Source organism: Candidatus Accumulibacter contiguus (assembly GCF_012940005.1).
In the GTDB taxonomy this organism is placed as follows: domain Bacteria; phylum Pseudomonadota; class Gammaproteobacteria; order Burkholderiales; family Rhodocyclaceae; genus Accumulibacter; species Accumulibacter contiguus.
The window spans coordinates 1-21928 of record NZ_SPMX01000014.1 but is presented as its reverse complement, the minus strand read 5'-3'; the positions used below and the strand labels follow the sequence as shown (position 1 = coordinate 21928).

22 protein-coding genes are annotated in these 21928 nt (G+C 62.6%); 13 read left to right on the top strand and 9 right to left on the bottom strand.

Features of this window, described 5'->3' with window-relative positions; translation table 11 throughout:
- Window positions 1-4: 4 nt before the first annotated feature.
- Together E4Q08_RS06750 and ettA are read left to right on the top strand one after the other, a co-directional pair.
- A complete protein-coding gene (locus tag E4Q08_RS06750; RefSeq protein WP_169069804.1) occupies window positions 5-781 on the top strand; it encodes a ferredoxin--NADP reductase in 777 nt (258 codons plus the stop codon).
- 111 nt (window positions 782-892) lie between these two features.
- Window positions 893-2557: an energy-dependent translational throttle protein EttA gene (gene ettA / locus E4Q08_RS06745; RefSeq protein ID WP_169069803.1), complete on the top strand. Its 1665-nt coding sequence runs from the start codon at window positions 893-895 to the stop codon at window positions 2555-2557.
- A 19-nt stretch (window positions 2558-2576) separates the two neighbouring features.
- Here ettA and mnmA read toward each other — a convergent pair whose 3' ends face one another.
- From mnmA to E4Q08_RS06730, 3 genes are read right to left on the bottom strand one after another with little or no spacing between them, the layout of a single operon-like run.
- The gene (mnmA, locus tag E4Q08_RS06740; RefSeq protein WP_169069802.1) at window positions 2577-3677 is read right to left on the bottom strand and encodes a tRNA 2-thiouridine(34) synthase MnmA; all 1101 of its coding nucleotides are present in this window, start codon (window positions 3675-3677) and stop codon (window positions 2577-2579) included.
- A 13-nt stretch (window positions 3678-3690) separates the two neighbouring features.
- Window positions 3691-4317: a hypothetical protein gene (locus E4Q08_RS06735; RefSeq protein ID WP_211203335.1), complete on the bottom strand. Its 627-nt coding sequence runs from the start codon at window positions 4315-4317 to the stop codon at window positions 3691-3693.
- Window positions 4305-4760, bottom strand: a complete 456-nt coding sequence (locus tag E4Q08_RS06730) for an NUDIX hydrolase (protein ID WP_034916993.1) — start codon at window positions 4758-4760, stop codon at window positions 4305-4307. Before E4Q08_RS06730 ends, E4Q08_RS06735 begins: the two co-directional genes overlap by 13 nt.
- 105 nt (window positions 4761-4865) lie before the next feature.
- On the opposite strand from E4Q08_RS06730, the gene E4Q08_RS06725 reads away from it, so the two are divergent.
- From E4Q08_RS06725 to E4Q08_RS06695, 7 genes are read left to right on the top strand one after another with little or no spacing between them, the layout of a single operon-like run.
- Window positions 4866-5786: a branched-chain amino acid transaminase gene (locus E4Q08_RS06725; RefSeq protein WP_034916990.1), complete on the top strand. Its 921-nt coding sequence runs from the start codon at window positions 4866-4868 to the stop codon at window positions 5784-5786.
- Between the two features lie 16 nt (window positions 5787-5802).
- A complete protein-coding gene (locus tag E4Q08_RS06720; protein WP_034916988.1) occupies window positions 5803-6000 on the top strand; it encodes a zinc-finger domain-containing protein in 198 nt (65 codons plus the stop codon).
- 21 nt (window positions 6001-6021) lie between these two features.
- Window positions 6022-7038: a lipopolysaccharide heptosyltransferase II gene (gene waaF / locus E4Q08_RS06715; protein ID WP_034916986.1), complete on the top strand. Its 1017-nt coding sequence runs from the start codon at window positions 6022-6024 to the stop codon at window positions 7036-7038.
- Window positions 7035-7484 carry a YybH family protein gene (locus tag E4Q08_RS06710; protein WP_034916984.1) on the top strand — a complete coding sequence of 150 codons (450 nt, stop codon included), beginning with the start codon at window positions 7035-7037 and terminating at the stop codon, window positions 7482-7484. Before waaF ends, E4Q08_RS06710 begins: the two co-directional genes overlap by 4 nt.
- Window positions 7481-8446 (top strand): hydrolase, encoded by a 966-nt coding sequence (locus E4Q08_RS06705; RefSeq protein ID WP_034916983.1) that lies wholly within the window; start codon window positions 7481-7483, stop codon window positions 8444-8446. The genes E4Q08_RS06710 and E4Q08_RS06705 overlap by 4 nt, the downstream gene beginning before the upstream one ends.
- 1 nt (window position 8447) lies before the next feature.
- On the top strand, window positions 8448-9827 hold the full coding sequence (locus E4Q08_RS06700; protein WP_169069801.1) for a phosphomannomutase/phosphoglucomutase: 1380 nt from the start codon (window positions 8448-8450) through the stop codon (window positions 9825-9827).
- A gap of 14 nt (window positions 9828-9841) precedes the next feature.
- A complete protein-coding gene (locus E4Q08_RS06695; RefSeq protein ID WP_034913190.1) occupies window positions 9842-11089 on the top strand; it encodes an EAL and HDOD domain-containing protein in 1248 nt (415 codons plus the stop codon).
- A 9-nt stretch (window positions 11090-11098) separates the two neighbouring features.
- Here E4Q08_RS06695 and E4Q08_RS06690 read toward each other — a convergent pair whose 3' ends face one another.
- The 5 genes from E4Q08_RS06690 to E4Q08_RS06670 all read right to left on the bottom strand — a co-directional run bounded on the left by E4Q08_RS06690 (window position 11099) and on the right by E4Q08_RS06670 (window position 17431).
- Entirely contained in the window at window positions 11099-11584 is a 486-nt protein-coding gene (locus E4Q08_RS06690; protein ID WP_034913193.1) for an NUDIX domain-containing protein, read from the bottom strand.
- Window positions 11581-12615 (bottom strand): threonine aldolase family protein, encoded by a 1035-nt coding sequence (locus tag E4Q08_RS06685; RefSeq protein WP_169069813.1) that lies wholly within the window; start codon window positions 12613-12615, stop codon window positions 11581-11583. Before E4Q08_RS06685 ends, E4Q08_RS06690 begins: the two co-directional genes overlap by 4 nt.
- A 58-nt stretch (window positions 12616-12673) precedes the next feature.
- Complete coding sequence (gene alaS / locus E4Q08_RS06680) at window positions 12674-15304, bottom strand: alanine--tRNA ligase (RefSeq protein ID WP_169069812.1); 2631 nt, start codon at window positions 15302-15304, stop codon at window positions 12674-12676.
- Between the two features lie 103 nt (window positions 15305-15407).
- A complete protein-coding gene (gene ugpQ, locus E4Q08_RS06675) occupies window positions 15408-16151 on the bottom strand; it encodes a glycerophosphodiester phosphodiesterase (protein WP_034909131.1) in 744 nt (247 codons plus the stop codon).
- On the bottom strand, window positions 16148-17431 hold the full coding sequence (locus tag E4Q08_RS06670; RefSeq protein WP_169069800.1) for an extracellular solute-binding protein: 1284 nt from the start codon (window positions 17429-17431) through the stop codon (window positions 16148-16150). Before E4Q08_RS06670 ends, ugpQ begins: the two co-directional genes overlap by 4 nt.
- 201 nt (window positions 17432-17632) lie before the next feature.
- On the opposite strand from E4Q08_RS06670, the gene E4Q08_RS06665 reads away from it, so the two are divergent.
- The 4 genes from E4Q08_RS06665 (at window position 17633) to E4Q08_RS06650 (ending at window position 21457) form a co-directional block, all read left to right on the top strand.
- Complete coding sequence (locus tag E4Q08_RS06665; RefSeq protein ID WP_169069799.1) at window positions 17633-17884, top strand: acyl carrier protein; 252 nt, start codon at window positions 17633-17635, stop codon at window positions 17882-17884.
- Window positions 17885-17960: 76 nt separating this feature from the next.
- A complete protein-coding gene (locus E4Q08_RS06660; protein WP_169069798.1) occupies window positions 17961-19145 on the top strand; it encodes a lipocalin-like domain-containing protein in 1185 nt (394 codons plus the stop codon).
- A gap of 106 nt (window positions 19146-19251) precedes the next feature.
- Window positions 19252-20790 carry a murein biosynthesis integral membrane protein MurJ gene (murJ, locus tag E4Q08_RS06655; RefSeq protein ID WP_169069797.1) on the top strand — a complete coding sequence of 513 codons (1539 nt, stop codon included), beginning with the start codon at window positions 19252-19254 and terminating at the stop codon, window positions 20788-20790.
- 19 nt (window positions 20791-20809) lie between these two features.
- On the top strand, window positions 20810-21457 hold the full coding sequence (locus E4Q08_RS06650) for a YbhB/YbcL family Raf kinase inhibitor-like protein (protein ID WP_169069796.1): 648 nt from the start codon (window positions 20810-20812) through the stop codon (window positions 21455-21457).
- Between the two features lie 33 nt (window positions 21458-21490).
- Here E4Q08_RS06650 and E4Q08_RS06645 read toward each other — a convergent pair.
- The coding region (locus E4Q08_RS06645) for an IS1634 family transposase (RefSeq protein ID WP_443984448.1) at window positions 21491-21928 on the bottom strand (438 nt) is incomplete at its 5' end.

Here is a 21928-nt window from a genome sequence, read left to right as displayed (position 1 = left end):
GGCCATGAGCAATTATTCCGCGCAACGCGTCCTTTCGGTACATCACTGGAACGAAACGCTGTTCAGTTTTCGCACCACGCGCGACCCCGCGCTGCGCTTCATCAACGGACAATTCCTGATGATTGGCCTGCCGCAGGAGGGGCGTCCGCTGACGCGTGCGTACAGCATCGCCAGCGCCAACCACGACGACTACCTGGAGTTCTTCAGCATCAAGGTCCCCAACGGCCCGCTCACCTCGAAACTGCAACACCTGGCGGTCGGTGACGAGGTGGTGGTCAGTCGCAAGCCGACCGGAACGCTGGTGCTGCGCGATCTGCGCCCCGGCGAGAATCTCTATCTGCTGGCCACCGGCACGGGCCTCGCGCCATTCATCAGCCTGATCCAGGACCCCGAGAGCTACGAACGTTTCGAAAAGGTGGTGCTGATCCACGGTGTTCGCTGGATCAAGGACCTGGCTTACAGCGAGTTCATCAGCGAGGAATTGCCGAGTCACGAGTTTTTCGCTGATCTGGTGCACGACAAGCTGATCTACTACCCGACGGTGACCCGTGAACCCTTCCGCAACCAGGGCCGCATCACGCAACTGGTGAATAGCGGCCGCCTGTTTGCCGACATTGGCCTGCCACCGTTCGACCCGGCGCGCGACCGCGCGATGGTCTGCGGCAGCCCGGCGATGATCAAGGACTGCTGCGCCCTGCTCGACTCGCGCGGCTTCCAGGTTTCGCCGTACATCGGCGCCCAGGGGGATTATGTGATCGAGCGGGCTTTCGTCGACAAGTAGATGCGCTGAAATCGTCGATGCAGAGGCGAGCCATTGGCCGCCAGTCTCGGGTAGACTGGTGCTCCTTGAGACGCTTTGCGTTCGCCAACCACCACCCCTGAATCGACTGCCATGGCTCAATATGTATTCACGATGAACCGCGTGGGCAAGATCGTCCCGCCCAAGCGCCAGATCATCAAGGACATCTCGCTCTCCTTTTTCCCTGGCGCCAAGATCGGCCTGCTCGGCCTCAATGGCTCGGGAAAGTCGACGGTGCTGCGCATCATGGCGGGAGTCGACAAGGACATCATCGGCGAAGCGACGCCGATGCCCAATCTGCACATCGGCTACCTGCCGCAGGAACCGCAGCTTGATGCCGAGAAGACCGTCCGCCAGGAAGTCGAATCCGGCCTCGGCGAAGCCTTTCAGGCGCAAGCCAGGCTCGAAGAGGTCTACGCGGCCTACGCCGAGCCTGACGCCGATTTCGACCATTTGGCCGAGGAACAAGCCCGCCTCGAAGCGATCATCGCCAGCGCCGGTTCGGACCTCGACAGCCAGCTCGAACTCGCTGCCGACGCGCTGCGCCTGCCAGCCTGGGACGCACTGATCGGCAATCTTTCCGGTGGCGAGAAGCGGCGAGTCGCGCTGTGTAAACTGCTGCTGTCGAAGCCGGACATGTTGCTGCTCGACGAACCGACCAACCATCTCGACGCCGAATCGGTCGAATGGCTGGAGCAGTTCCTGGTGCGTTTCCCCGGCACGGTGGTCGCCGTCACTCACGACCGCTATTTTCTCGACAATGCCGCCGAATGGATCCTCGAACTCGACCGCGGCCACGGCATCCCCTGGAAGGGCAACTATTCGAGTTGGCTCGAACAGAAGGAAGCACGCCTGGAAACCGAGGGTCGGCAGGAGCTTGGCCGCATCAAGGCGATGAAGCAGGAACTCGAATGGGTGCGCCAGAACCCGAAAGCGCGCCAGGCCAAGAGCAAGGCGAGGCTCTCGCGTTTCGAGGAGCTGTCGAACGTCGAATATCAGAAGCGTAACGAAACGCAGGAGATCTTCATTCCAGTCGGCGAACGTCTCGGCAGCAAGGTGATCGAATTCAGGGAGGTCAGCAAGTCTTTCGGCGACCGTCTGCTGCTCGACAAACTCAGCTTCAGCGTGCCGCCGGGCGCAATCGTCGGCATCATCGGCGCGAACGGCGCCGGTAAATCGACGCTGTTCCGGATGCTGATCGGCAAGGAGCAGCCCGATTCGGGCGAGATCGAGATCGGCAACACCGTCAAGCTGGCCTACGTCGACCAGAGCCGCGATTGTCTCGACGGCGACAAGAGCGTTTTCGAGGAGGTCTCCGGCGGTGCCGAGGTGCTCACCGTCGGTCGCTATGAGACCCCGGCGCGCGCCTACATCGGCCGCTTCAACTTCAAGGGTGGCGACCAGCAAAAGCGTGTCGGCCAGCTCTCGGGCGGCGAACGCGGCCGTCTGCACATGGCCAAGACCCTGATCGCCGGCGGCAACGTCCTGCTGCTCGACGAACCATCAAACGACCTGGACGTCGAAACGCTGCGCGCACTCGAAGACGCCCTGCTCGAATTTGCCGGCAGCGTACTGGTGATTTCCCACGACCGCTGGTTCCTCGACCGTATCTGCACGCATATCCTAGCCTGCGAAGGCGATTCACAATGGACCTTCTTCAGCGGCAACTATCACGAGTACGAGGAAGACAAGAAGCGCCGGCTCGGCGAGGAAGCGACGAAGCCCAGACGGATTCGCTACAAGCCGATCACGCGATAGGGGAGTGCCGGTACTCGGCTCAAGCGATCACACCACCCCCGAGGCAAACGCGGCTCTCGTAGATCACTACCGACTGCCCCGGCGTGATCGCCCATTGTGGCTCGGCAAATCGGATCAGGCAGGCGTCGGCGCCGACCCGCTCGATCTCGCAGGCGGCATCGGCCTGCCGGTAGCGCGTTTTGGCGGTGTACACCCAGTGCGTATGCGGCGCTTCACCGGCCACCCAGGACAAATCCCAGGCGCTCACTTCGTCGGCCAGCAGGGCCGGATGGGTGTGCCCCTGTACGACGTAGAGGACGTTTTCGGCGACATCCTTGCGGGCCACGAACCAGGCGTCATGGTCACCGCTGTCGCCGCTCCTGCCGCCCTTGACACCGCCAATGTGCAGACCCTTGCGCTGGCCGATGGTGTGGTAGGCCACCCCATCGTGTTCGCCAAGCACGCGGTCGTCGTCGAGACAACGAATTTCACCCTTGCTGCGAGGCAGATAACGCATCAGGAAATCCTTGAACGGTCGCTCACCGATGAAGCAGATGCCGGTCGAATCCTTTTTGAGTGCGACATGCAGACCAGCCGCCTCGGCAATCCTGCGAACTTCCCGCTTGTACAAGCCGGCCAGGGGGAATAGTGTCTTCGCCAGTTGCTGCTGATCGAGACGGTACAGAAAATAGCTCTGGTCCTTGGTCCCGTCCTCGGCCTTGAGCAACTGCCAGGCGCCCTGGAACTCGCGCACGCCGGCGTAATGACCGGTAGCGATACGCTCTGCACCAATCTTCTGGGCGTACTCGAGAAAAGCGCTGAACTTGATCTCGGAGTTGCACAGCACATCCGGATTCGGCGTGCGACCGGCCTGGTATTCCTCAAGGAAGTGCGCAAAAACGCGTTCCTTGTATTCTCTCGCGAAGTTCAGCACTTCGACCTCGATGCCGAGCCGGTCGGCAACGCTGATCACATCGATCAGATCCTGGCGCGATGAGCAATACTCGTCGCTATCGTCGTCTTCCCAGTTCTTCATGAACAGGCCGACCACATGCCATCCCTGTTCCTTGAGCAGCCAGGCAGCTACCGACGAATCCACACCGCCGGACAATCCGACAACGACAGTCTTTCCCTTGTTCATTTTCGTATCCCTGCTAGTGTTCGATCGGCGAGCCATCGCCGAGCCCGCCGGCGACCACAGACACTCCACTCTCTTCCCAACCCTGGCCGTCGAGCCAGCTCGGCAGTGCCATCACCACCGCCGGGCGACCGTTGTCGCGAAACCAGCTGTCAACGACATAACGCGCCGGCGCCGCAGCCAGCGCGGACGCTGTCGTCAGCGACTCGATTTCCTCGATCTGTGCCGAATAGTGGACTTCGAACAGATAGAGCACTCGTCGCACCGGCTCGAGAACACGGTGGAAAGACAGCCAGCGATGACTTTCCAGCAGCCGCAGCAGGCGCGTCGTGGTCGTCGAGTGATCGATGCAGTCCATCCGCCCGAAGACGCCATCGTCGGCAAAGTTGCCACCGCGGTCCGCCGAAATGGGTGTCTGCTCGCCCGCCCAGCCGAGTAGCCAGCCAATGGCCAGCGACAGTCTTTCGCGCTCCTCGGCCGCGTTCCGGGCGACGCCGAGCAGGTCACGCACCCGCGTCAACTGCTCGGCGCCGTAGTTCACCTCTGCCTCGGCCAGACAATCGTAGTTGTAACAGACGCTCAGCGAATCAGCCGACACCGCCGGCGCCAGGCCGATCAGCAGCAATGACATCAGCCAGCGCATGTATGCTGGTGCAACAGTTCGAGCGGATAGCGCCTGCCGGCCAGCCAGTCCTGGATGCACAGGAGAACCAGCGGACTGCGGTGCTGCATCTGGCGCTCCCGGATTTCATCGAGCGTCAGCCAGTGCGCCGCCAGGATGCCGTCGTCGAGTGCTCGCCGGGGATCGTGAGCCGTGATTTCGCCGCCGAAGGCAAAGCGCAGGTAGCTCACATCCCGGGCCTCGTTACGGTAGTTGTAGACCCCGATCAGGTATTGCGGTGTCAGGGTATAAGCCGTTTCCTCGAGGGTTTCGCGGACCACCGCCCCGATCAGCGACTCGCCGCATTCCAGATGGCCTGCCGGCTGGTTGTAACAGATACCGTATTCCGTTTCCTCCTCGACGAGCAGGAAGCGACCATTGCGTTCGAGCACCGCAGCGACGGTGACGTTGGGTTTCCAGACCATGGCAGAAGCCTTGCAGAGCGGTAATAGGACCATTTTACCGCCAACCGGGGGGCGAAATCGGCTAGAATTTCTGCTTCAGGATTTCCGGCAAAGGGAGAGAACACCATGTCCATGGCAGATCGCGACGGCTTCATCTGGTACGACGGCAAGCTGGTGCCATGGCGCCAAGCCACAACGCATGTGCTGACGCACACCCTGCACTATGGCATGGGGGTTTTCGAGGGAATCCGCGCCTACAAGGCCGAAAAGGGCACCGCGATTTTTCGTCTCAAGGAACATACCGACCGCCTGTTCAACTCGGCCTACATCTTTCAGATGAAGATGCCGTATGACCGGGAAACCCTGCTCGAAGCGCAGAAGGAAGTAGTGCGCGCCAATCAGCTCGAATCCTGCTACATCCGGCCGATCGTCTTCTATGGCTCCGAGGCGATGGGCATCGCCGCTACCGCGGTGAGTACGCACGTGGCCATCGCTGCCTGGCCATGGGGTGCCTACCTCGGTGCCGATGGGATGGAAAAGGGCATCCGCGTCAAAACCTCGTCTTTCACCCGCCATCATGTGAATGTCAATATGTGCCGCTCGAAGTCCGTCGGTACCTATACCAACTCGATCCTTGCCCACCAGGAGGTGGCGCACGACGGTTACGACGAGGCCTTGCTGCTCGACGTCGACGGCTATGTGGCCGAAGGAGCCGGCGAGAACGTTTTCATCGTCAAGAAAGGCAAGCTATATACCCCGGATCTGACCTCCTGCCTCGAAGGCATCACCCGCGCCTCGGTCCTGCAGCTGGCCGATGAGCTGGGCATTCCGGTCATCGAAAAACGGATCACCCGTGACGAAGTATATTGCGCCGACGAAGCCTTCTTTACCGGCACGGCTGCCGAAGTGACGCCGATTCGCGAACTCGACAATCGCCAGATCGGTGCCGGCCACCGCGGCCCGATCACCACCAGCATCCAGAATCTCTTCTTTGACTGCGTGAACGGCCGCCTACCCGCGCATGCAGACTGGCTTGCCTACGTCTAACCTCAAGGTTGCCACCATGTCTCAGAACACCCCGCAGAAGCCCATCGAGGTCACCGCTCAGGACCTCCCCTTGCACTGTCCGACCAAGGATGCACCGCTGTGGGCCAGGCATCCGCGCGTCTTTCTCGACATCACGCATGGCGGAGAAGTCGTCTGTCCCTACTGCAGCGCGCACTACGTCCTCAAGGGGGAGTTGCCGAAGGGGCACCACTGATCGGCGACTGAACAGCCGATCATGAAAGCACTCATCGTCGCCCCGTCCTGGATTGGCGACACGGTGCTGGCGCAACCGCTGTTCATGCGCCTGCACGAGCGGACCCCGTGCCTGCAGCTTGACGCTCTGGCACCCCGCTGGGTCGCACCGGTCCTCGAACGTATGCCGGAGATCACGAAACTCATCGACAGCCCCTTCGCACACGGAGATCTGTCGCTGAAAGCGCGGCACCGGCTGGCTCGCCAGTTGGCACAGGGCGGCTACCAGCGCGCCTACATTCTGCCCAATTCGATCAAATCGGCGCTGATTCCGTTTTTTGCCGACATTCCCGAGCGCATCGGTTTCGTCGGCGAAAGCCGCTACGGGCTGATCAACCGCCGGCACACGCTGAACAAAGCGCAGCTACCACAGATGGCCGAGCGCTTTGCGCAACTCGCCGAGGCACCCGGGACGGCGCTGCCAAGACCCTTACCACTGCCGCGCCTGCACTCCGACAGTTGGCAACGTGCTGCGACTCTGGCATCGCTCGGCATCGAGCTACCCGAAAAGCTGGCGGTGTTCTGCCCCGGCGCCGAATATGGTCCGGCCAAGCGCTGGCCGGCAAGGCATTTCGCCACTCTCGCCAACGCCCTGGCAGACCAGGGCTACGCGGTCTGGCTGCTCGGTTCGCCGAAAGACCGGGCCATCGGCAACCAGATCGTCGACCTCACCGACCTGGCCAGACGACCCCACAACCTCTGTGGTGCCACCTCGCTGACCCAGGCCATCGACCTGCTGGCCGCGGCTGCATTTGTCGTCTGCAACGATTCAGGGCTGATGCACGTCGCCGCCGCCCTCGACCGACCGCTGATTGCCCTCTACGGCTCCTCATCGCCCGGCTTCACACCGCCTCTCTCGGTACGGGCAAAGATCATCAGTCAGGATCTCGACTGCAGCCCCTGCTTCCAGCGCACCTGTCCGCTGGGCCATCTCGACTGCCTGAACAAGCTCGACCCGCAGCGCGTTCTCGACGCCTGCCTGACCAAGGCGATTGCATGATCATCATTTTTGCCACCCCTGAGGACGTCGAAACGGCCTTCTACGAGGCCATCGCACGTGCCGATCTGGGCGCCCTGATGAGCGTCTGGGCCGACGATGAAGAAATCGTCTGCATCCACCCGACCGGCCAGCGCCTGACCGGGACCGATGCGATCCGCGAAAGCTGGCGCAGCATTTTCGCCAACAACCCACGCCTGATGGTGCGCCTGTCGCGCGGTATTCGCTGGAACGGCATGCTGCTGTCGGTGCACAACGTCGTCGAAACGCTGTACATCGGTGAAGAGCGCAAACCGCACGGGCCGATGCTGGCGACCAATGTCTTCCAGCGCGGTGCCAGTGGTTGGCGTTTGCTCTCGCACCACTCCTCGACCGCGGCCGACCGGGACCTGACGAACAGCGGCAGCGCCGACGAAGGCAGCACCAAGATGCCGCGGACCCTGCATTGAGTTGCTACCGTGCACCGCGCTGGCTGCCCGGTGGCCACGCCCAGACCCTCTACCCCCTGCTGATCCAACCCGATCCCCTGCCCTACCACCGGCAACGCTGGGAGACGCCGGATGGCGACTTCATCGATCTCGACTGGAACGTTACTCCATCAGCCATCCCGGATGATCGACCCTTGCTGGTGCTTTTTCATGGTCTTGAAGGCAGTTCCGTCAGCCATTACGCGATCACCCTGATGCGCGCGGCCGCGACCATCGGCTGGGCAGGCGTGGTGGTGAATTTCCGGGGTTGTTCGGGTGAGAGCAATCGCCTGCCTCGCGCCTACCACTCCGGCGACAGCGACGAGATCGACTGGATCCTGCGGCGTCTGCAGGCGCTTTTTCCAAGCCACCCGCGCTACGCGGTTGGCGTCTCGCTGGGCGGCAATGCCCTGCTGAAATGGCTCGGCGAACGCCAGGCGCTCGCCGCCGACACCCTGCAGGCCGCCGCCGCGATCAGCGCACCGCTCGACCTGAGTGCTTGCGGCCACGCACTCGCCAGCGGTTTCAACCGCATCTATACCAGGCACTTTCTGCGCACCCTCAAGCGTCATGCCGCTGACAAACTGCGCAACTATCCCGGCCTGTTCGACGAACGGCGGATGCGCGCGGCCAGCAACCTTCATGAATTCGACGAAGTCGTCACGGCACCACTGCACGGCTTTGCCGGCGCCGACGACTATTGGCGGAGAGCCTCCAGCAAACCCTGGCTGTCCGGCATCCGGCTGCCGACGCTGCTGCTCAATGCCCAGAACGACCCTTTCCTGCCGGCACGGGCTCTGCCCACTGCCCGCCAGGTTGCTGCCTGCGTGCAGCTGGAGTTCCCGCGTCAGGGTGGCCATGTGGGTTTTGTCACCGGCAGCCTGCCGGGGCGACTCGACTGGCTGCCACAGCGCATTCTTGACTACTTTCAGCACGAGGTTTGACATGCACGCTCCCCTGCCCGCCGAAATCTTCAAGGCCTACGACATTCGCGGCATCGTCGGCAAGACCCTGACCGCAGACATCGTCCGGCGCATCGGCCATGGCCTCGGTTCGCTGGCCGTCGAGCGCGGCCAACGCGCGATCGCGGTGGGCCGTGACGGCCGCCTGTCGGGACCGGAGCTGTCTTCGGCGCTGATGGAAGGCATTCGCATGGCCGGCATCGACAGCATCGACGTCGGCTGCGTGCCGACACCGGTGGTCTACTTCGCGGCGCATGAACTTGGTTGTCAGAGTTGCGTTGCCGTCACCGGCAGCCACAATCCACCCGACTATAATGGCCTGAAAATGGTCATCGGCGGCGAAACGCTGGCTGGCGAAACGATTCAGGGCATCCGGCAACGTGTCGACGCCGGCCGGCTCAGCCACGCTGCCGGCCAGGCCAGCAGCGCCGACGTCCAATCTGCCTACCTCGCGCGCATCACCGGCGACGTCCGCCTGGCGCGGCCAATGAAGATCGTCATCGACTGCGGCAACGGCGTCGCCGGCGGCCTCGCCCCGCAGCTCTTTCGCGCGCTGGGATGTGAGCTGGTGGAACTGTTCTGCGAGGTAGATGGCAATTTTCCGAACCATCACCCCGATCCCTCGAAACCAGAGAACCTGCGAGATGTCATCGAGGCGCTCGGCAGCACCGGCGCCGAACTCGGACTCGCTTTCGACGGCGATGGTGACCGCCTCGGTGTCGTCACCCGCGACGGCGAGATCATCTACCCCGATCGTCAACTGATGCTCTTTGCCGCTGACGTGCTCGACCGCTGCCCAGGCCAGGCGATCATCTACGACGTCAAATGCACACGCCTGCTGGCGCCATGGATCCGCCAGCATGGTGGCGAAGCGCTGATGTGGAAGACCGGGCACGCGCTGGTCAAGGCCAAGCTCAAGGAAACCGGTGCACCCTTGGCCGGCGAAATGAGCGGCCACATGTTCTTCAAGGAACGCTGGTTCGGCTTCGACGATGGCCTCTACGCCGGCGCCCGGCTGCTCGAGATCCTCTCCCGCGCAGTCGATGCCAACAGCGTGCTGAAGGCCCTGCCCGACAGCAGTTCAACCCCGGAACTGAACATCGCCATGCAGGAAGGCGAACCCCTGGCGCTGATCGACGAACTGCGGCGGCAGGCGCACTTCGAAGGGGCACGCGAGATCATCAGCATCGACGGCTTGCGCGTCGAGTATGCCGATGGCTTCGGACTGGCGCGGCCGTCGAACACCACACCGGTGGTCGTGCTCCGGTTCGAGGCCGACGACAGCCAGGCCCTTGAACGTATTCAGGCCGATTTTCGCCGCGTCCTCAACGCCGCTCGCCCCGGTCTGGTACTGCCGTTCTGAGGCGCTGCGCCCCGATGACAGACGATCAATCCCTCAGGAACGCCTTCCTGTTCCGACAGCCGATCCTGAACCGGCAGCAGGAACTGGCCGGCTACCAGTTATCGTTCCGCAGCAGCGCCACGACCACCGACAGTGGCCCCGTTGCTACGGCCGCGCTGTGTGCGGCCTATTCCGAACTGGGCATGCAGAGTGCGCTTGGCAACCATTGCGCGTTCATCGCTATCGATGCCGACTTTCTGCACCAGGAGGCCATCGAGTTGCTGCCGCCGGCCAGCGTGGTCCTCGAACTGTTGCTCGACGGCGTCGCCGACAAAGCGACGCTGACGCGTTGCCAGAGCCTGCGCGCGCGCGGCTATGCGCTGGCGCTGACCGACTACCGCGGCATCGACGACCGCAGCCGGCCACTGTTGCCGATGGTCGAGGTCATCAAGATCGACCTTGTCGCTGCCGAGGCAGGCCAACTCCGGGACCTCGCCGGCTCGCTGCGCAAGCTGCCGATCAAGCTGCTGGCACAGGGCGTCACCAGCCGCGAACAGATGGAGCATTGTCGCAACCTCGGTTTCGAACTATTTCAGGGCCGCTACTTCGCGCAGGCCGAAATCGTCAGAGGTCGCCGCCTCTCGGCCTCGCAGGCGGCACTGATTCGCCTGGTCAACCTCGTCGGACGCGATGTCGAGACTGCGCTGATCGAGGATGCCTTCAAGCACGAGCCCGCGCTGACGCTCAACCTGCTGCGGGTGGTCAACTCGGTCGGATGCCGCGGTAGCCGCCTCGCGCAGCCGGTGACCTCGCTGCGGCATGCGATCACCCTGTTCGGACGCCGCCAGTTGCAGCGCTGGTTGTCGCTGCTCCTGCTGGCCCCAAGCCACGCGGCCGATCCATCCCGCTCACCACTGCTGCAGGTTGCCGCCCTGCGTGGCCGCATGATGGAGTTGTTGATCGAGCTTGGTCCGCCAGGCAATCATCGACATTTGGGCGACCTGGCTTTCATCACCGGCATCCTGTCGATGATGCCGATAGCGCTCAGCCTGCCGATCGAGGAAATCCTCGAACAGATTGCCGTTGAACGCGAAGTGCGCAGCGCGCTCTGCGAGCATGGCGGTCTGCTCGGGAACATCCTGGCGCTCCTTGAGTGCTTCGACAACGACGATGCGCCGGGCTGTGACCAACTGCTGTCAGCCCTGCCCGGCCACTTCGACCATCTCACCCTGAATACCTGCCTGAGCGTCGCGCTACGCTGGTTGAACGGCGGCAGCGAGTAGACCAAACCACTAAACCCCGTGACGCTCCAGCCAGTCCTTGACCGCCAGGCCAGTCCCAAAGTCCCAGGCCTTGAGCTTTTCTGGGGCGATCAGCCGGATCTCGGCAAGTTCCTCGTTCAGCCGGATCTCGCCATCAGCGAGTACATGGTAGGCAATGATCACTTCGTGTTTGCGCGCAAACGGATAGACGCCGATCAGCGTCACCACCGTGGCGTCGAGGCCGAGTTCTTCCCTGACCTCACGCGCGACGCCGGCAGCCGGCGCCTCGTCACGCTCGAGAAAACCCGTGATCAAGCCGAAAGCACCGGCAGCCCAGGCGTGGTTGCGCGCCAGCACGATGTGCTCCCGGTATTCGACCAGCGCCGCCAGCACCGGCGCCGGATTGTCCCAATGAACGAAACCGCAGTCGGCATGGCAATGGAGCCGCGGCAGACCACCGACCGCTCGCATCTCCAACCCGGCGCCGCAGAGCGGACAGAAACGCCAGGTGCTCAAGCGGATTCCGCGGCCAACTCGCGGATGTCGGCGAGCAGACGATCGACGGTCTCCGGCGCGGTATCCCAGCCACACATGAAACGCGCGCCGCCAGCCGCAATGAAGTTGTAAAACAACCAGCCGCGCGCGCGCAGGCCGGCCTCGATACGGCCGGGCAAGCGCACGAAAACGCCGTTGGCCTGCACCGGGAACAGCGCCGGCAGGCCAGTGCCTTCGGCCAGACCAGCCGCCAGCCGTCGCGCCATGGCATTGGCGTGCGCGGCGTGCCGCAACCAGGCACCGTTTTCGAGGATTCCGAGCCAGGGGGCGGAAAGGAAGCGCATCTTCGACGCCAGTTGGCCGGCCTGTTTGCAGCGATAGGAAAAATCGTCCGACAGCTTGCGGTCGAAAAAGACGACGGCCTCGCCGACCGGCAGGCCCATCTTGGTGCCGCCAAAGCACAACACATCGACGCCGGCCCGCCAGCTCACTTCCGCCGGACTCAGGCCGAGACTGGCGACGGCATTGGCAAAGCGGGCGCCGTCCATGTGTACGCGCAGGCCATACGCGCGCGCCGTATTGGCGATCGCCTGCAGTTCGTCGGGACGATACACGCTGCCGACCTCGGTTGCCTGCGTCAGGGTCACCACCTTCGGCTTGGGATAGTGGATGTCACTGCGCCGGGTCACGACTTCGACAATCGCCTCCGGCGTCAGCTTGCCCTGCTCGCCGGACACCGCCAACAGCGTGGCGCCATTGGAGAAGAACTGCGGCGCCCCACATTCGTCGGTGTCAACATGCGCCAGTTGATGGCAGATCACGCTGTGGTAAGGCTGGCACAGTGCCGCCAGCGCCAGCGAGTTGGCCGCCGTCCCGTTGAAGACGAAGTACACGTCGCAGTCGGTCTCGAACAATTCGCGCAAACGATCGGCCACGCGCAGCGTCCACTCGTCGTCACCATACGAACGTACATGCCCGTCGTTGGCCGCCAGTAGCGCGGCGAGCGCCTCCGGACAAATGCCGGCGTAGTTGTCACTGGCAAAGTGCTGCATCGCCGGGCTCCGTCCATGCTTGGCATTCATGGAACAAACCGTTCGATACAGTTCCGGGTCACAAGCGTTGCTCGACCCAGGGCCGCACCGAAGCCAGAGCCACAGGTAAATTGGCCGGCTCGTTGCCGCCGGCCTGCGCCATGTCGGGACGACCGCCGCCCTTGCCGCCAAGCTGTCGGGCAACCATGTTCACCAGTTCGCCGGCCTTGACCTTGCCGGTCAGATCGGCGGTGACACCGGCGATCAGCGTCACCTTGCCGTCGTTCGTCGAGGCGAGCACGACGGCTGCACTCTGCAGCTTGTCGCGCAGCTTGTCGATGGTCGAGCGCAAGGCGTTGACGTCGGCGCCATCCATGACCGCGGCGAGTACCCTGGCACCCTTGACCTCGACCGCCTGCGCGAGCAGATCGTCCCCCTGTGCCGAGGCGAGCTTTGCTTTGAGACGGGCGAGATCCTTTTCCAACTCGTAAACCTTACCTTTCAGCTTTACAACCTGCGCTCGACCGATTTCTACGTTTGCAGAGTTGAAGCCAAGCTCAAAAGCCATTTCGCTCAACGCGCTGTCTTGATTTTGGAAAAGAACCAGCGCGGTGTCACCGGTCACCGCCTCGACACGGCGGATACCGGCGGCGACGCCGGTTTCGGCGACGATCTTGAACAGGCCGATGTCACCGCTGCGCCGGACGTGCACGCCACCGCAAAGCTCCTTCGACGAGCCGATCGTCAGCACGCGCACTTTATCGCCGTATTTCTCGCCGAAGAGCATCATCGCCCCCGACCGCTGTGCTTCCTCGATCGGCATGACGCGCGCCTCGGTCGCAGCATTGGCGAGAATCTCGTGATTGACGATGAGCTCGACACGACGAATTTCGTCGGCGGTCATCGGCGCATTGTGCGCAAAGTCGAAGCGCGTCTTCTCGGCGTCGACCAGCGAGCCTTTCTGCTGTACATGGCTGCCGAGTACCTCGCGCAGTGCCTTGTGCATCAGGTGCGTCGCCGAGTGGTTGCGCACGGTGCGCGCGCGCGCCAGCGCGTCCACCCTGGCGGAAACGTTGTCGCCAACGCTGATTAGCCCGGTCCTGACGACGCCCTGATGACCAAAGACGGCGGCCTGGATTTTCTGCGTGTCCTCGACTGCGAAGATCCCCTGCCCGCCCTGCAAGATCCCACGATCGCCGACCTGGCCGCCCGATTCGGCGTAGAACGGCGTTTCGTCAAGGACGATGACGCCGAGTTCGCCTTCCCTGAGCTGCTCGACCGGGCTGCCGTCGCGGTACAGCGCCAGGACCTTGCCGTTTAACTCGGTCACCTCATAACCATGAAAGGTCGTCGCCGGTCCCTGGTAATCGAGTGCCGCGGCCATCCTGAACTTGCCGGCGGCGCGCGCCTGTTCCTTCTGGTGCGCCATCGCCGCGTCAAAGGCGGCCACATCGACGCTGACGCCGCGTTCACGGCAGACGTCGGCGGTCAGATCGAGCGGAAAACCGAAGGTATCGTGCAGCTTGAAGGCGGTGTTGCCGTTGAAGACGGTTGCGCTCCCGCCCTGCATGGCTGCAAGCTCGCCTTCGAGGATGCTCATGCCGTGCTCGATGGTCTCGAAGAAACGGATCTCTTCCTGGCGCAGCACCTCGCTGACGCGCGCCTCGTTGCGGGCCAGTTCGGGGTAGGCAGCGCCCATTTCGACCACCAGATCAGGCAGCATGCGGTGGAAGAAGGCTGCCCGCGCGCCGAGTTTGTAGCCGTGCCGGATGGCGCGCCGGATGATGCGTCGCAGGACATAGCCCCGCCCCTCGTTGCCGGGGATCACCCCGTCGGAGATCAGGAAGGCGCAAGCGCGGATGTGATCGGCAAGCACCCGCAGCGAAGGGCTGTCGAGGTCGGCAGACGAAGTCTCGCGCGCGGCAGCAGCGATCAGGCGGACGAACAGGTCGATCTCGTAATTGCTATGCACATGCTGCAGCACCGCCGCCGTCCGCTCCAGCCCCATGCCGGTATCGACGGACGGCTTGGGCAGCAGGTGCATGACGCCGGCCTCGTCGCGGTTGAACTGCATGAAGACGTTATTCCAGATCTCGATGTAACGGTCGCCCTCTTCGTCGGGCGATCCCGGTGGCCCGCCAGGAATGCCTTCACCGTGGTCGTAGAAGATTTCCGTACAGGGTCCGCAAGGACCGGTGTCGCCCATCATCCAGAAGTTGTCGGAAGCGTAGCGCGCACCCTTGTTGTCACCGATGCGCACCACCCGCTCGGCCGGCACACCGATCTCCCGCGTCCAGATGTCGTAGGCTTCGTCGTCCTCGGCATAGACCGTCACCCACAGGCGGTCGGCGGGCAGTCCATAGACCTCGACCAGCAGTTCCCAGGCGTAGCGGATCGCGTCGAGCTTGAAGTAGTCGCCGAACGAGAAGTTGCCGAGCATTTCGAAGAAGGTGTGGTGACGCGCAGTGTAGCCGACGTTTTCGAGGTCGTTGTGCTTGCCGCCGGCGCGAACGCATTTCTGCGCAGTGGTCGCGCGCAGGTAAGGCCGTTTGTCGAAACCGAGAAAGACGTCCTTGAACTGGTTCATGCCGGCGTTGGTGAACAACAGCGTCGGATCGGCATGCGGTACCAGAGAACTCGAGGCAACGATCTGGTGGCCTTTGGAGGCGAAGAATTTCAGGAACTTGTCGCGGATTTCAGCGCTTGTCATCATGATCCATCCCGCTGTGGGGCTCGTTCAAGGAGTTGCGATTTTATCGTGAAAGTCGGATTCGCGGCCTCTTGATCGCCCTGAGGCGGAGAACACGACCAAGCTAGTCCCCGGCGACGCAATCGATGCGATCGCTGAACACTGCTGCCACCCCCCGCCGATAGAGCACGCTCGCAAGCTCTGGATCATTGACCGTGTAGCAGAGCACCGCGACGCCATTGGCACGCGCTTCACCGAGCAGATCGCCGTTCAGAGAATCAGCGTCGCAATGCAGGGTCACTGCCGCGAGCTGCCGAAGACGCACCAGCCAGTCCGCCGGTGGGCGTTCATGGAGCATACCGAGCGGTAGTTCCGGGACGGCCGCGCGCGCTGCCGCCAGGGCCGCTTCGGAAAACGACGAGAGCAACGGCAATTCTGCGCCGGCCCACAGGGTACGCACCGCGCGCGCGACGACCTCGCCGGTCAGAGTATCAAAACCCGCTGCCGGCTTGATCTCGACATTGGCCAGCAGACCCAGTTGCCGGCAGACGAGGGCGGCCGACGCCAGCGTCGGCAGCGGCTCGCCAACAAACGCCGGGTGCTGGCGAACACCGGCGTCGAGGACGCACAGTTCGGCATCATGTGTCTCGCATATCCGGCCGACGCCGTTCGTCGTGCGCTCCAGCGTTTCATCGTGCAGCAGCCACGGCGAAGCGTCCGCCGACAGCATCACGTCGAATTCGACCGCCCGCAGGCCCAGGCGGGCGGCGATACGCAGACCGGCCAGGGTGTTCTCCGGCGCCAGCGCCCCCCCGCAGCGGTGCGCGAAGACGCGCGGCAAGCGCCAGCCGGGGCACGGAGCAATCACTTCTTCCGTTGCGGCGCCGGTGCCAGTGCCTTTGGCGCCCCGGCAAGGAGGAGATTACCCCGCTGGACAGCGTTGTCGAGCGCCTGTTTGGCCGGCGTCTTGCCAGACCAGGCGGCTTCGAGTTCCTCCTCGGTGATGATCCGCACCCGCTCGTTCTCCGAAACGCGCAGCACGCGCAGAGCGCCTGGTCCCTGCAACTGCGCGTAAGCGACATTGAGGCCGGCGGTATCGGCCTTCAACAGCTTGCTGCCCGCGGCGGCACGCGCCGCCGGAGTCATCGGCAGGAAACCGGCCACCGCACTGAACTCGACCTGCAAATCGGGCTCCATCAGGAAACTCACGAACTGCGCTACCCCCTTGTACTCGACCGGCTTCTGGCCGGCGCCGACCCACAGCGAGTAACCACCGGCCAGCGTCTGCTGCGGTGCTCCCGGCACATCGTCGTGATACGGCAGCGACGAAACGCCGACTTCGACCTTGCGGCTCTCATGCAGCGCGCCGTAGAGCGAAGACAGCGAAGACGAACTGGTCAGCATGCCACATTCCCCCGCGGCAAAACGGTTGTCGGCCTCGTCGCGACGGCCGAAATAAATGAAGAAACGGGCTTTCGCCCAGGTGGTCAACATCGCCGTGTGCTTGACCTGGACCAGGCCGTTGAAGTTCAGACGCCCCTTCGCGTCGGACACCTCTACGCCGTTCCAGGAACTCAGGTTGTCGATATGCACCCAGGAAGGCCAGGAAGTGGTGTAGGGACAGGTGCTGCCAGCGTCGAACAGCTTGTCGGCAGCTTTCAGCATCTCCGCCCAGGTTTTCGGCGGTTTTTCCGGATCGAGTCCGGCCTTGCGGAAGGCCGCCTTGTTGATGAACAACACCGGCGTCGACAGCCCGATCGGCAACGCAAAGAGTTCTCCTTTGGCATCACCCAGGCCGACACGCAGTTCCGGCGCCAGTTTACCGCCATCGAAGGGCATATTCGCTTCCTTCATCACCTGATGCAAGGGTTTGAAATTCGCTTTCGCAGCGACGAAGCGCGCCTGCTCCTCGCGCGTCACCAGGTTGAGGTCCTTGGGCGCCTCGCCCTGCACACGGCGGACCAGCTTGACCTCATAGTCCTTCTGCCGCGAGTTGAAGCGTTCGATCAGTTTCTCGAGTCGCTCGGCACGTTCTTCGTCAAGCTGATGCGAAAGGTCGATGGCCGTCGGCGCCGCAGCCGTCAACGAAGAAAAGGGCGCAGCAAGCGCAAATGCCAATACAGCTGGGAGAATTCTGAGTAAACGCATGCCGATCCTTCCAAGTCAAGAAAAAAGAACGTGATTATACCCGTTCGCCGCAAGCAGTCACCGCAGGCCTTCCTCCTCTCGGTACTGACGTGAGCTATCGCACAGAGAGCCCTGCTTCGACTCGGTATAATCGCTGCGAAATCATCGACCCGCCTTGCCGGCGGGCGGGAACCGGGGAAATCCCCCTTTACAGGAGCGTACATGGATATCAGAAACGATGTGGTAGCCGTTCTTGATGAGGTCTTGAGCCTCAAGGGCCGAGCGCGTGAATTTGCGCTCGACACCCCGTTGCTCGGCGCCATACCAGAACTCGATTCGATGGCAGTGGTCGTATTGATCACCACACTCGAAGAACAGTTCGGGTTTACGGTCGAAGACGACGAGATCGACGGATCGGTCTTCGCTTCGTTGGCGACGCTGATCGACTTCGTCGAGGGCAAACTGGCAGCCTGAGTATTCACCATGCCCTTTGCCGCCTGCTTTTGCTCGCCGATGGGTATGGGCGGGAAGAGCGAGAGGATCTGTCCGAATGAACACTGGAATCAGCAGTACTTATGGAATACGGCAGCGCAGCCGTGGCAAGGCCCGTCCAGGCTCGTCGCGCTGGTTCAGGCGTTATCGCTGGCTGGTCATCTCCGGCTGGCTGATCATGATGGTGGCGGTCGGCTGGGTCGTCTTCATACGCTCCGACAAGATACCATTGGCTTCCACTGCCGGCGCTGGGAGCGAGCAATCGGCGACAATTGCTGCCGCGACCATGTCGCCGGTGAAGCTACCCGCCGACGATGCAGCGCATGACACGCTCACCGAATGGTGGTACTACAGTGGTCATCTGCAAGCGGATTCAGGCGAACGTTATTCGTTTCATCTCGCCTCCTTCTTGCGCAAGGGAACGCTCACCCACACCGTATTCCACGGCTCACTGCTCGACCATCAGACCGAGAAGCTGTATACCGAGCAGGCACGCACCGCAGGCAACCCGTCGGATGGGCGCCGTGACGGATTTGCCTTCAAGTTCGGTAGCTGGCAATTGCAGGGAGATGGCGCGCAACATGCCGCGAAGATGGCCGGCAAGGATTTTGCACTCGATCTGCAACTCAATGACCACCGGCAACCGGTATTGCACCAGGCGCCGGGTACGCCGGTCGCCGGTCTGCTGGATTTCGGTGCCGCCGGCAAGAGTTATTACACCTCGCGCCCACGCATGGCTGCGCAGGGCACGCTGACCCTTGGCGGAACCGCCAAAGCGGTGCATGGTGAGGTCTGGTTCGATCATCAGTGGGGTGACTTCGAAGCGGCGAAGCTACGCTGGAACTGGTTTGCGCTGCAACTGACGGATGGTGCCGACCTGATGATCTTCGAACTCTTTGATCGCCAGGGCGGGCCGGTGCTGCGCATGGGAACCTATGGCAAGGACGGTGTGGTCAGCGCGCTCGGTGCATCCGACTTCGAAGCGACATCCCGCGGCACCTGGAAAAGTCCTTCGTCGGGTGGCGTGCTCTATCCGATCCACTGGACCATCTCGGTACCCGCCAGGGGCATCAAGCTGAAAGTCGATCCGGTGATCCCCAGTAGTGAGTTCGACGCCCGGACGACGACGCTGAACGTCTACTGGGAAGGTGCGGTCAAGTTCAGCGGCTCGCACAAGGGTGTCGGTTTCATGGAACTGAGCGGCTACGATCCGCAGGCGGAACCGGCAACAAAAAGCCGGTAGCTTGAAGCCCGCTGAGCGCCTGGAAAGCGTATCCCGGCGTTTTGCTAGTCGGGGTCCCAGGCGCTAAGATGAGGGGATTGCGCCTGAGGCGCTGCCCGGACAAACCATGAACCTCCTGAAGACCCTCGCCACCGTCAGCAGTATGACCCTGCTGTCGCGCATACTCGGTTTTGTCCGCGATTTCGTGATCGCCCGCGCTTTCGGTGCCGGGGCGCTGACCGACGCTTTCTTTGTTGCCTTCAAGCTCCCCAACCTGTTGCGCCGACTGTTTGCCGAAGGCGCTTTTTCGCAGGCCTTCGTTCCGGTCCTTGGCCAATACCGGAACCAGCGTCCAGCCGAGGAGACCCGGCAGTTGGTAGACCGTGTCGCGAGTCTGCTGTTTCTCGTCGTGCTGTCGGTCACCCTGCTCGGCATGGCGGCCGCGCCGGTACTCGTTTACCTTTCGGCTCCGGGTTTTACCGATGACCCCGAAAAGTTTGCCCTGACCGTCAAGCTGACGCGCATCACTTTCCCCTACATCCTTTTCATGTCGCTGGTCGCGCTGGCCGGTGGCATTCTCAATACCTGGAGCCGCTTCGCCGTACCCGCATTCACGCCGGTGCTGCTCAATGTTTCGTTCATTCTGATGGCACTCTTTGCAGCGCCCTACTTCGACCCGCCGGTCATGGCCCTCGGCTGGGCCGTCTTTCTTGGTGGTGCCCTGCAACTCGCCTTCCAGATCCCTAGCCTGAGGCGTATTGGCATGCTGCCGCGATTTTCGATCAATCTGCACGACGAGGGGGTCAGGCGCATTTTCCGACTGATGGCGCCAGCCGTGCTCGGTGTTTCCGTGGCGCAGGTCAGCCTGTTGCTGAACACCGTCTTCGCTTCCTTCCTGAAAACCGGCAGTGTCTCCTGGCTTTATTATGCCGACCGCCTGATGGAATTTCCGGCCGGCATGCTCGGCGCCGCACTCGGCACCGTTCTGCTTCCCTCGCTGGCCAAATGCCATGCCGCAGAGCGGCACGAGGAATATTCCCGATTGCTCGACTGGGGCTTGCGGCTGACCTTTCTGCTGGCGGCGCCAGCGGCCCTGGCGCTCGGCATTCTCGCCGTGCCGCTGATCACCACCCTGTTCCATCATGGCGCTTTCACCGCCGACGACGTGTTCAGGACGCGCGACGCATTGGTCGCCTACAGTATTGGGCTGCTCGGCCTGATTCTGGTCAAAGTGCTGGCACCCGGCTTTTATGCCCGCCAGAACATCCGCACTCCGGTCAGGATCGCCTTGCTGACCCTTTTCGTCACGCAAGTACTGAACCTGCTCCTGATCGGCTGGCTGCAGCATGCCGGCCTGGCCCTTTCGATCGGACTGGCCGCCAGCCTCAACGCCACGCTGCTCTACCGTGGTCTTCGCCAGCGCGGCATTTATACCCCGCAGCCTGGCTGGCTGCTGTTTTACGGCAGACTCGCTTTCGCCATGCTGAGCATGGGCGCCGCGCTGTGGTTTGTGGTCGGCACAACGGTCGATTGGCTCAACTGGCACCTGGGAGAACGATTGCTGCGTCTTTCTGTAGCGGTCGGCTTCGGTGCGAGCGTCTATTTCGCTACACTATGGGTCGCAGGTTTTCGCCTGCGCGACTTCAAACGCAGCGCGGCCGAGTAATCAATCAGGAGAATTTACGATGATATTGATCAGCAGCAGCTTCAGTGACGGACAACGGATCCCGGGTGACTTTGCATTCTGTATCCCCGACCCCGAACACCATGTTTGCCTGGGCAGCAATCGCAACCCGCATCTGGCATGGAGCGGCGCGCCGACGGGAACGCGCTCGTTCGCCCTCATCTGTCACGACCCGGACGTTCCCAGCCAGGGCGATGACGTCAATCAGGAAGACCGCACGGTTCCGGCATCGCTGGCGCGGGTCGATTTTTTCCACTGGGTGCTGCTTGATTTGCCGGCCACACTCAGCGAGATCAGGGCAGGCGAATTTTCCAACGATGTCACGCCACGCGGGAAATCCGGTCCGCATGCCCCGCATGACGCACGCCAGGGAATCAATGACTATACCAACTGGTTCGCCGGCGACAATGACATGCGCGGCGACTACTACGGCTACGATGGTCCCTGCCCGCCCTGGAACGACGAGATCGTCCACCATTACGTGTTTACGCTTTTCGCACTGGATGTCGCCAGACTGGACATCGATGGCAAGCTGACCGGCCAGCAGCTGCGCGCGGCAATGCAGGGGCACATTCTGGCCGATGCGAGTCTGACGGATCTTCCCCCAGCCAGCAAGCGCAGTTATGCTGTAACTATCGGTTTTTGTTAAAAAAATAGCCGATGCCGCAAAAGCGGCGCCTGCCTACGCGGCGAGCTTGTCGGCTTTGGCCTTGAGCGGGAAGGACAGACCGATGGCGCTGAGGATTTTGGCCTGTTGATCGTCCGGGCGTGGCAGATGCGTGTGACGCTGACCGTTGCGGTCGGTGGTGTAGAGATAGGTCAATCGTCCGAGGGCCACCAGGGCGTCGTCCGGGGTGATGGCGGCGGGGTCGTCTTCGGTGCTGCCGAAGGTCTGCCGCAGAGCCGCTTCAAACCGCCGCGTGATTTTTAAGGCCAGCATCGCCACGAAGACATGCGCCTTGGTCCGCTCGGCCTTGCGCAGGAAGATCGGGCGAATTTCCAGAAAGGTGGTTTTCACGGTGCGGAAGTTGCGCTCGACTTTTTGCAGATCGCGATAACGCGCATCGACCGTCTTCGCGTCCATCAAGGTGAGCGGCACATTGGTTTCCAGCAGATAGCA

Bases quoted from the DNA above. Each gene is read 5' to 3' on its own strand.
- E4Q08_RS06750 (WP_169069804.1), top strand. From the start codon at position 5: ATGAGCAATTATTCCGCGCAACGCGTCCTTTCGGTACATCACTGGAAC.
- ettA (WP_169069803.1), top strand. From the start codon at position 893: ATGGCTCAATATGTATTCACGATGAACCGCGTGGGCAAGATCGTCCCG.
- mnmA (WP_169069802.1), bottom strand. From the start codon at position 3,677: ATGAACAAGGGAAAGACTGTCGTTGTCGGATTGTCCGGCGGTGTGGAT.
- E4Q08_RS06735 (WP_211203335.1), bottom strand. From the start codon at position 4,317: ATGCGCTGGCTGATGTCATTGCTGCTGATCGGCCTGGCGCCGGCGGTG.
- E4Q08_RS06730 (WP_034916993.1), bottom strand. From the start codon at position 4,760: ATGGTCTGGAAACCCAACGTCACCGTCGCTGCGGTGCTCGAACGCAAT.
- E4Q08_RS06725 (WP_034916990.1), top strand. From the start codon at position 4,866: ATGTCCATGGCAGATCGCGACGGCTTCATCTGGTACGACGGCAAGCTG.
- E4Q08_RS06720 (WP_034916988.1), top strand. From the start codon at position 5,803: ATGTCTCAGAACACCCCGCAGAAGCCCATCGAGGTCACCGCTCAGGAC.
- waaF (WP_034916986.1), top strand. From the start codon at position 6,022: ATGAAAGCACTCATCGTCGCCCCGTCCTGGATTGGCGACACGGTGCTG.
- E4Q08_RS06710 (WP_034916984.1), top strand. From the start codon at position 7,035: ATGATCATCATTTTTGCCACCCCTGAGGACGTCGAAACGGCCTTCTAC.
- E4Q08_RS06700 (WP_169069801.1), top strand. From the start codon at position 8,448: ATGCACGCTCCCCTGCCCGCCGAAATCTTCAAGGCCTACGACATTCGC.
- E4Q08_RS06695 (WP_034913190.1), top strand. From the start codon at position 9,842: ATGACAGACGATCAATCCCTCAGGAACGCCTTCCTGTTCCGACAGCCG.
- E4Q08_RS06685 (WP_169069813.1), bottom strand. From the start codon at position 12,615: ATGCAGCACTTTGCCAGTGACAACTACGCCGGCATTTGTCCGGAGGCG.
- alaS (WP_169069812.1), bottom strand. From the start codon at position 15,304: ATGACAAGCGCTGAAATCCGCGACAAGTTCCTGAAATTCTTCGCCTCC.
- E4Q08_RS06670 (WP_169069800.1), bottom strand. From the start codon at position 17,431: ATGCGTTTACTCAGAATTCTCCCAGCTGTATTGGCATTTGCGCTTGCT.
- E4Q08_RS06665 (WP_169069799.1), top strand. From the start codon at position 17,633: ATGGATATCAGAAACGATGTGGTAGCCGTTCTTGATGAGGTCTTGAGC.
- E4Q08_RS06660 (WP_169069798.1), top strand. From the start codon at position 17,961: ATGAACACTGGAATCAGCAGTACTTATGGAATACGGCAGCGCAGCCGT.
- murJ (WP_169069797.1), top strand. From the start codon at position 19,252: ATGAACCTCCTGAAGACCCTCGCCACCGTCAGCAGTATGACCCTGCTG.
- E4Q08_RS06650 (WP_169069796.1), top strand. From the start codon at position 20,810: ATGATATTGATCAGCAGCAGCTTCAGTGACGGACAACGGATCCCGGGT.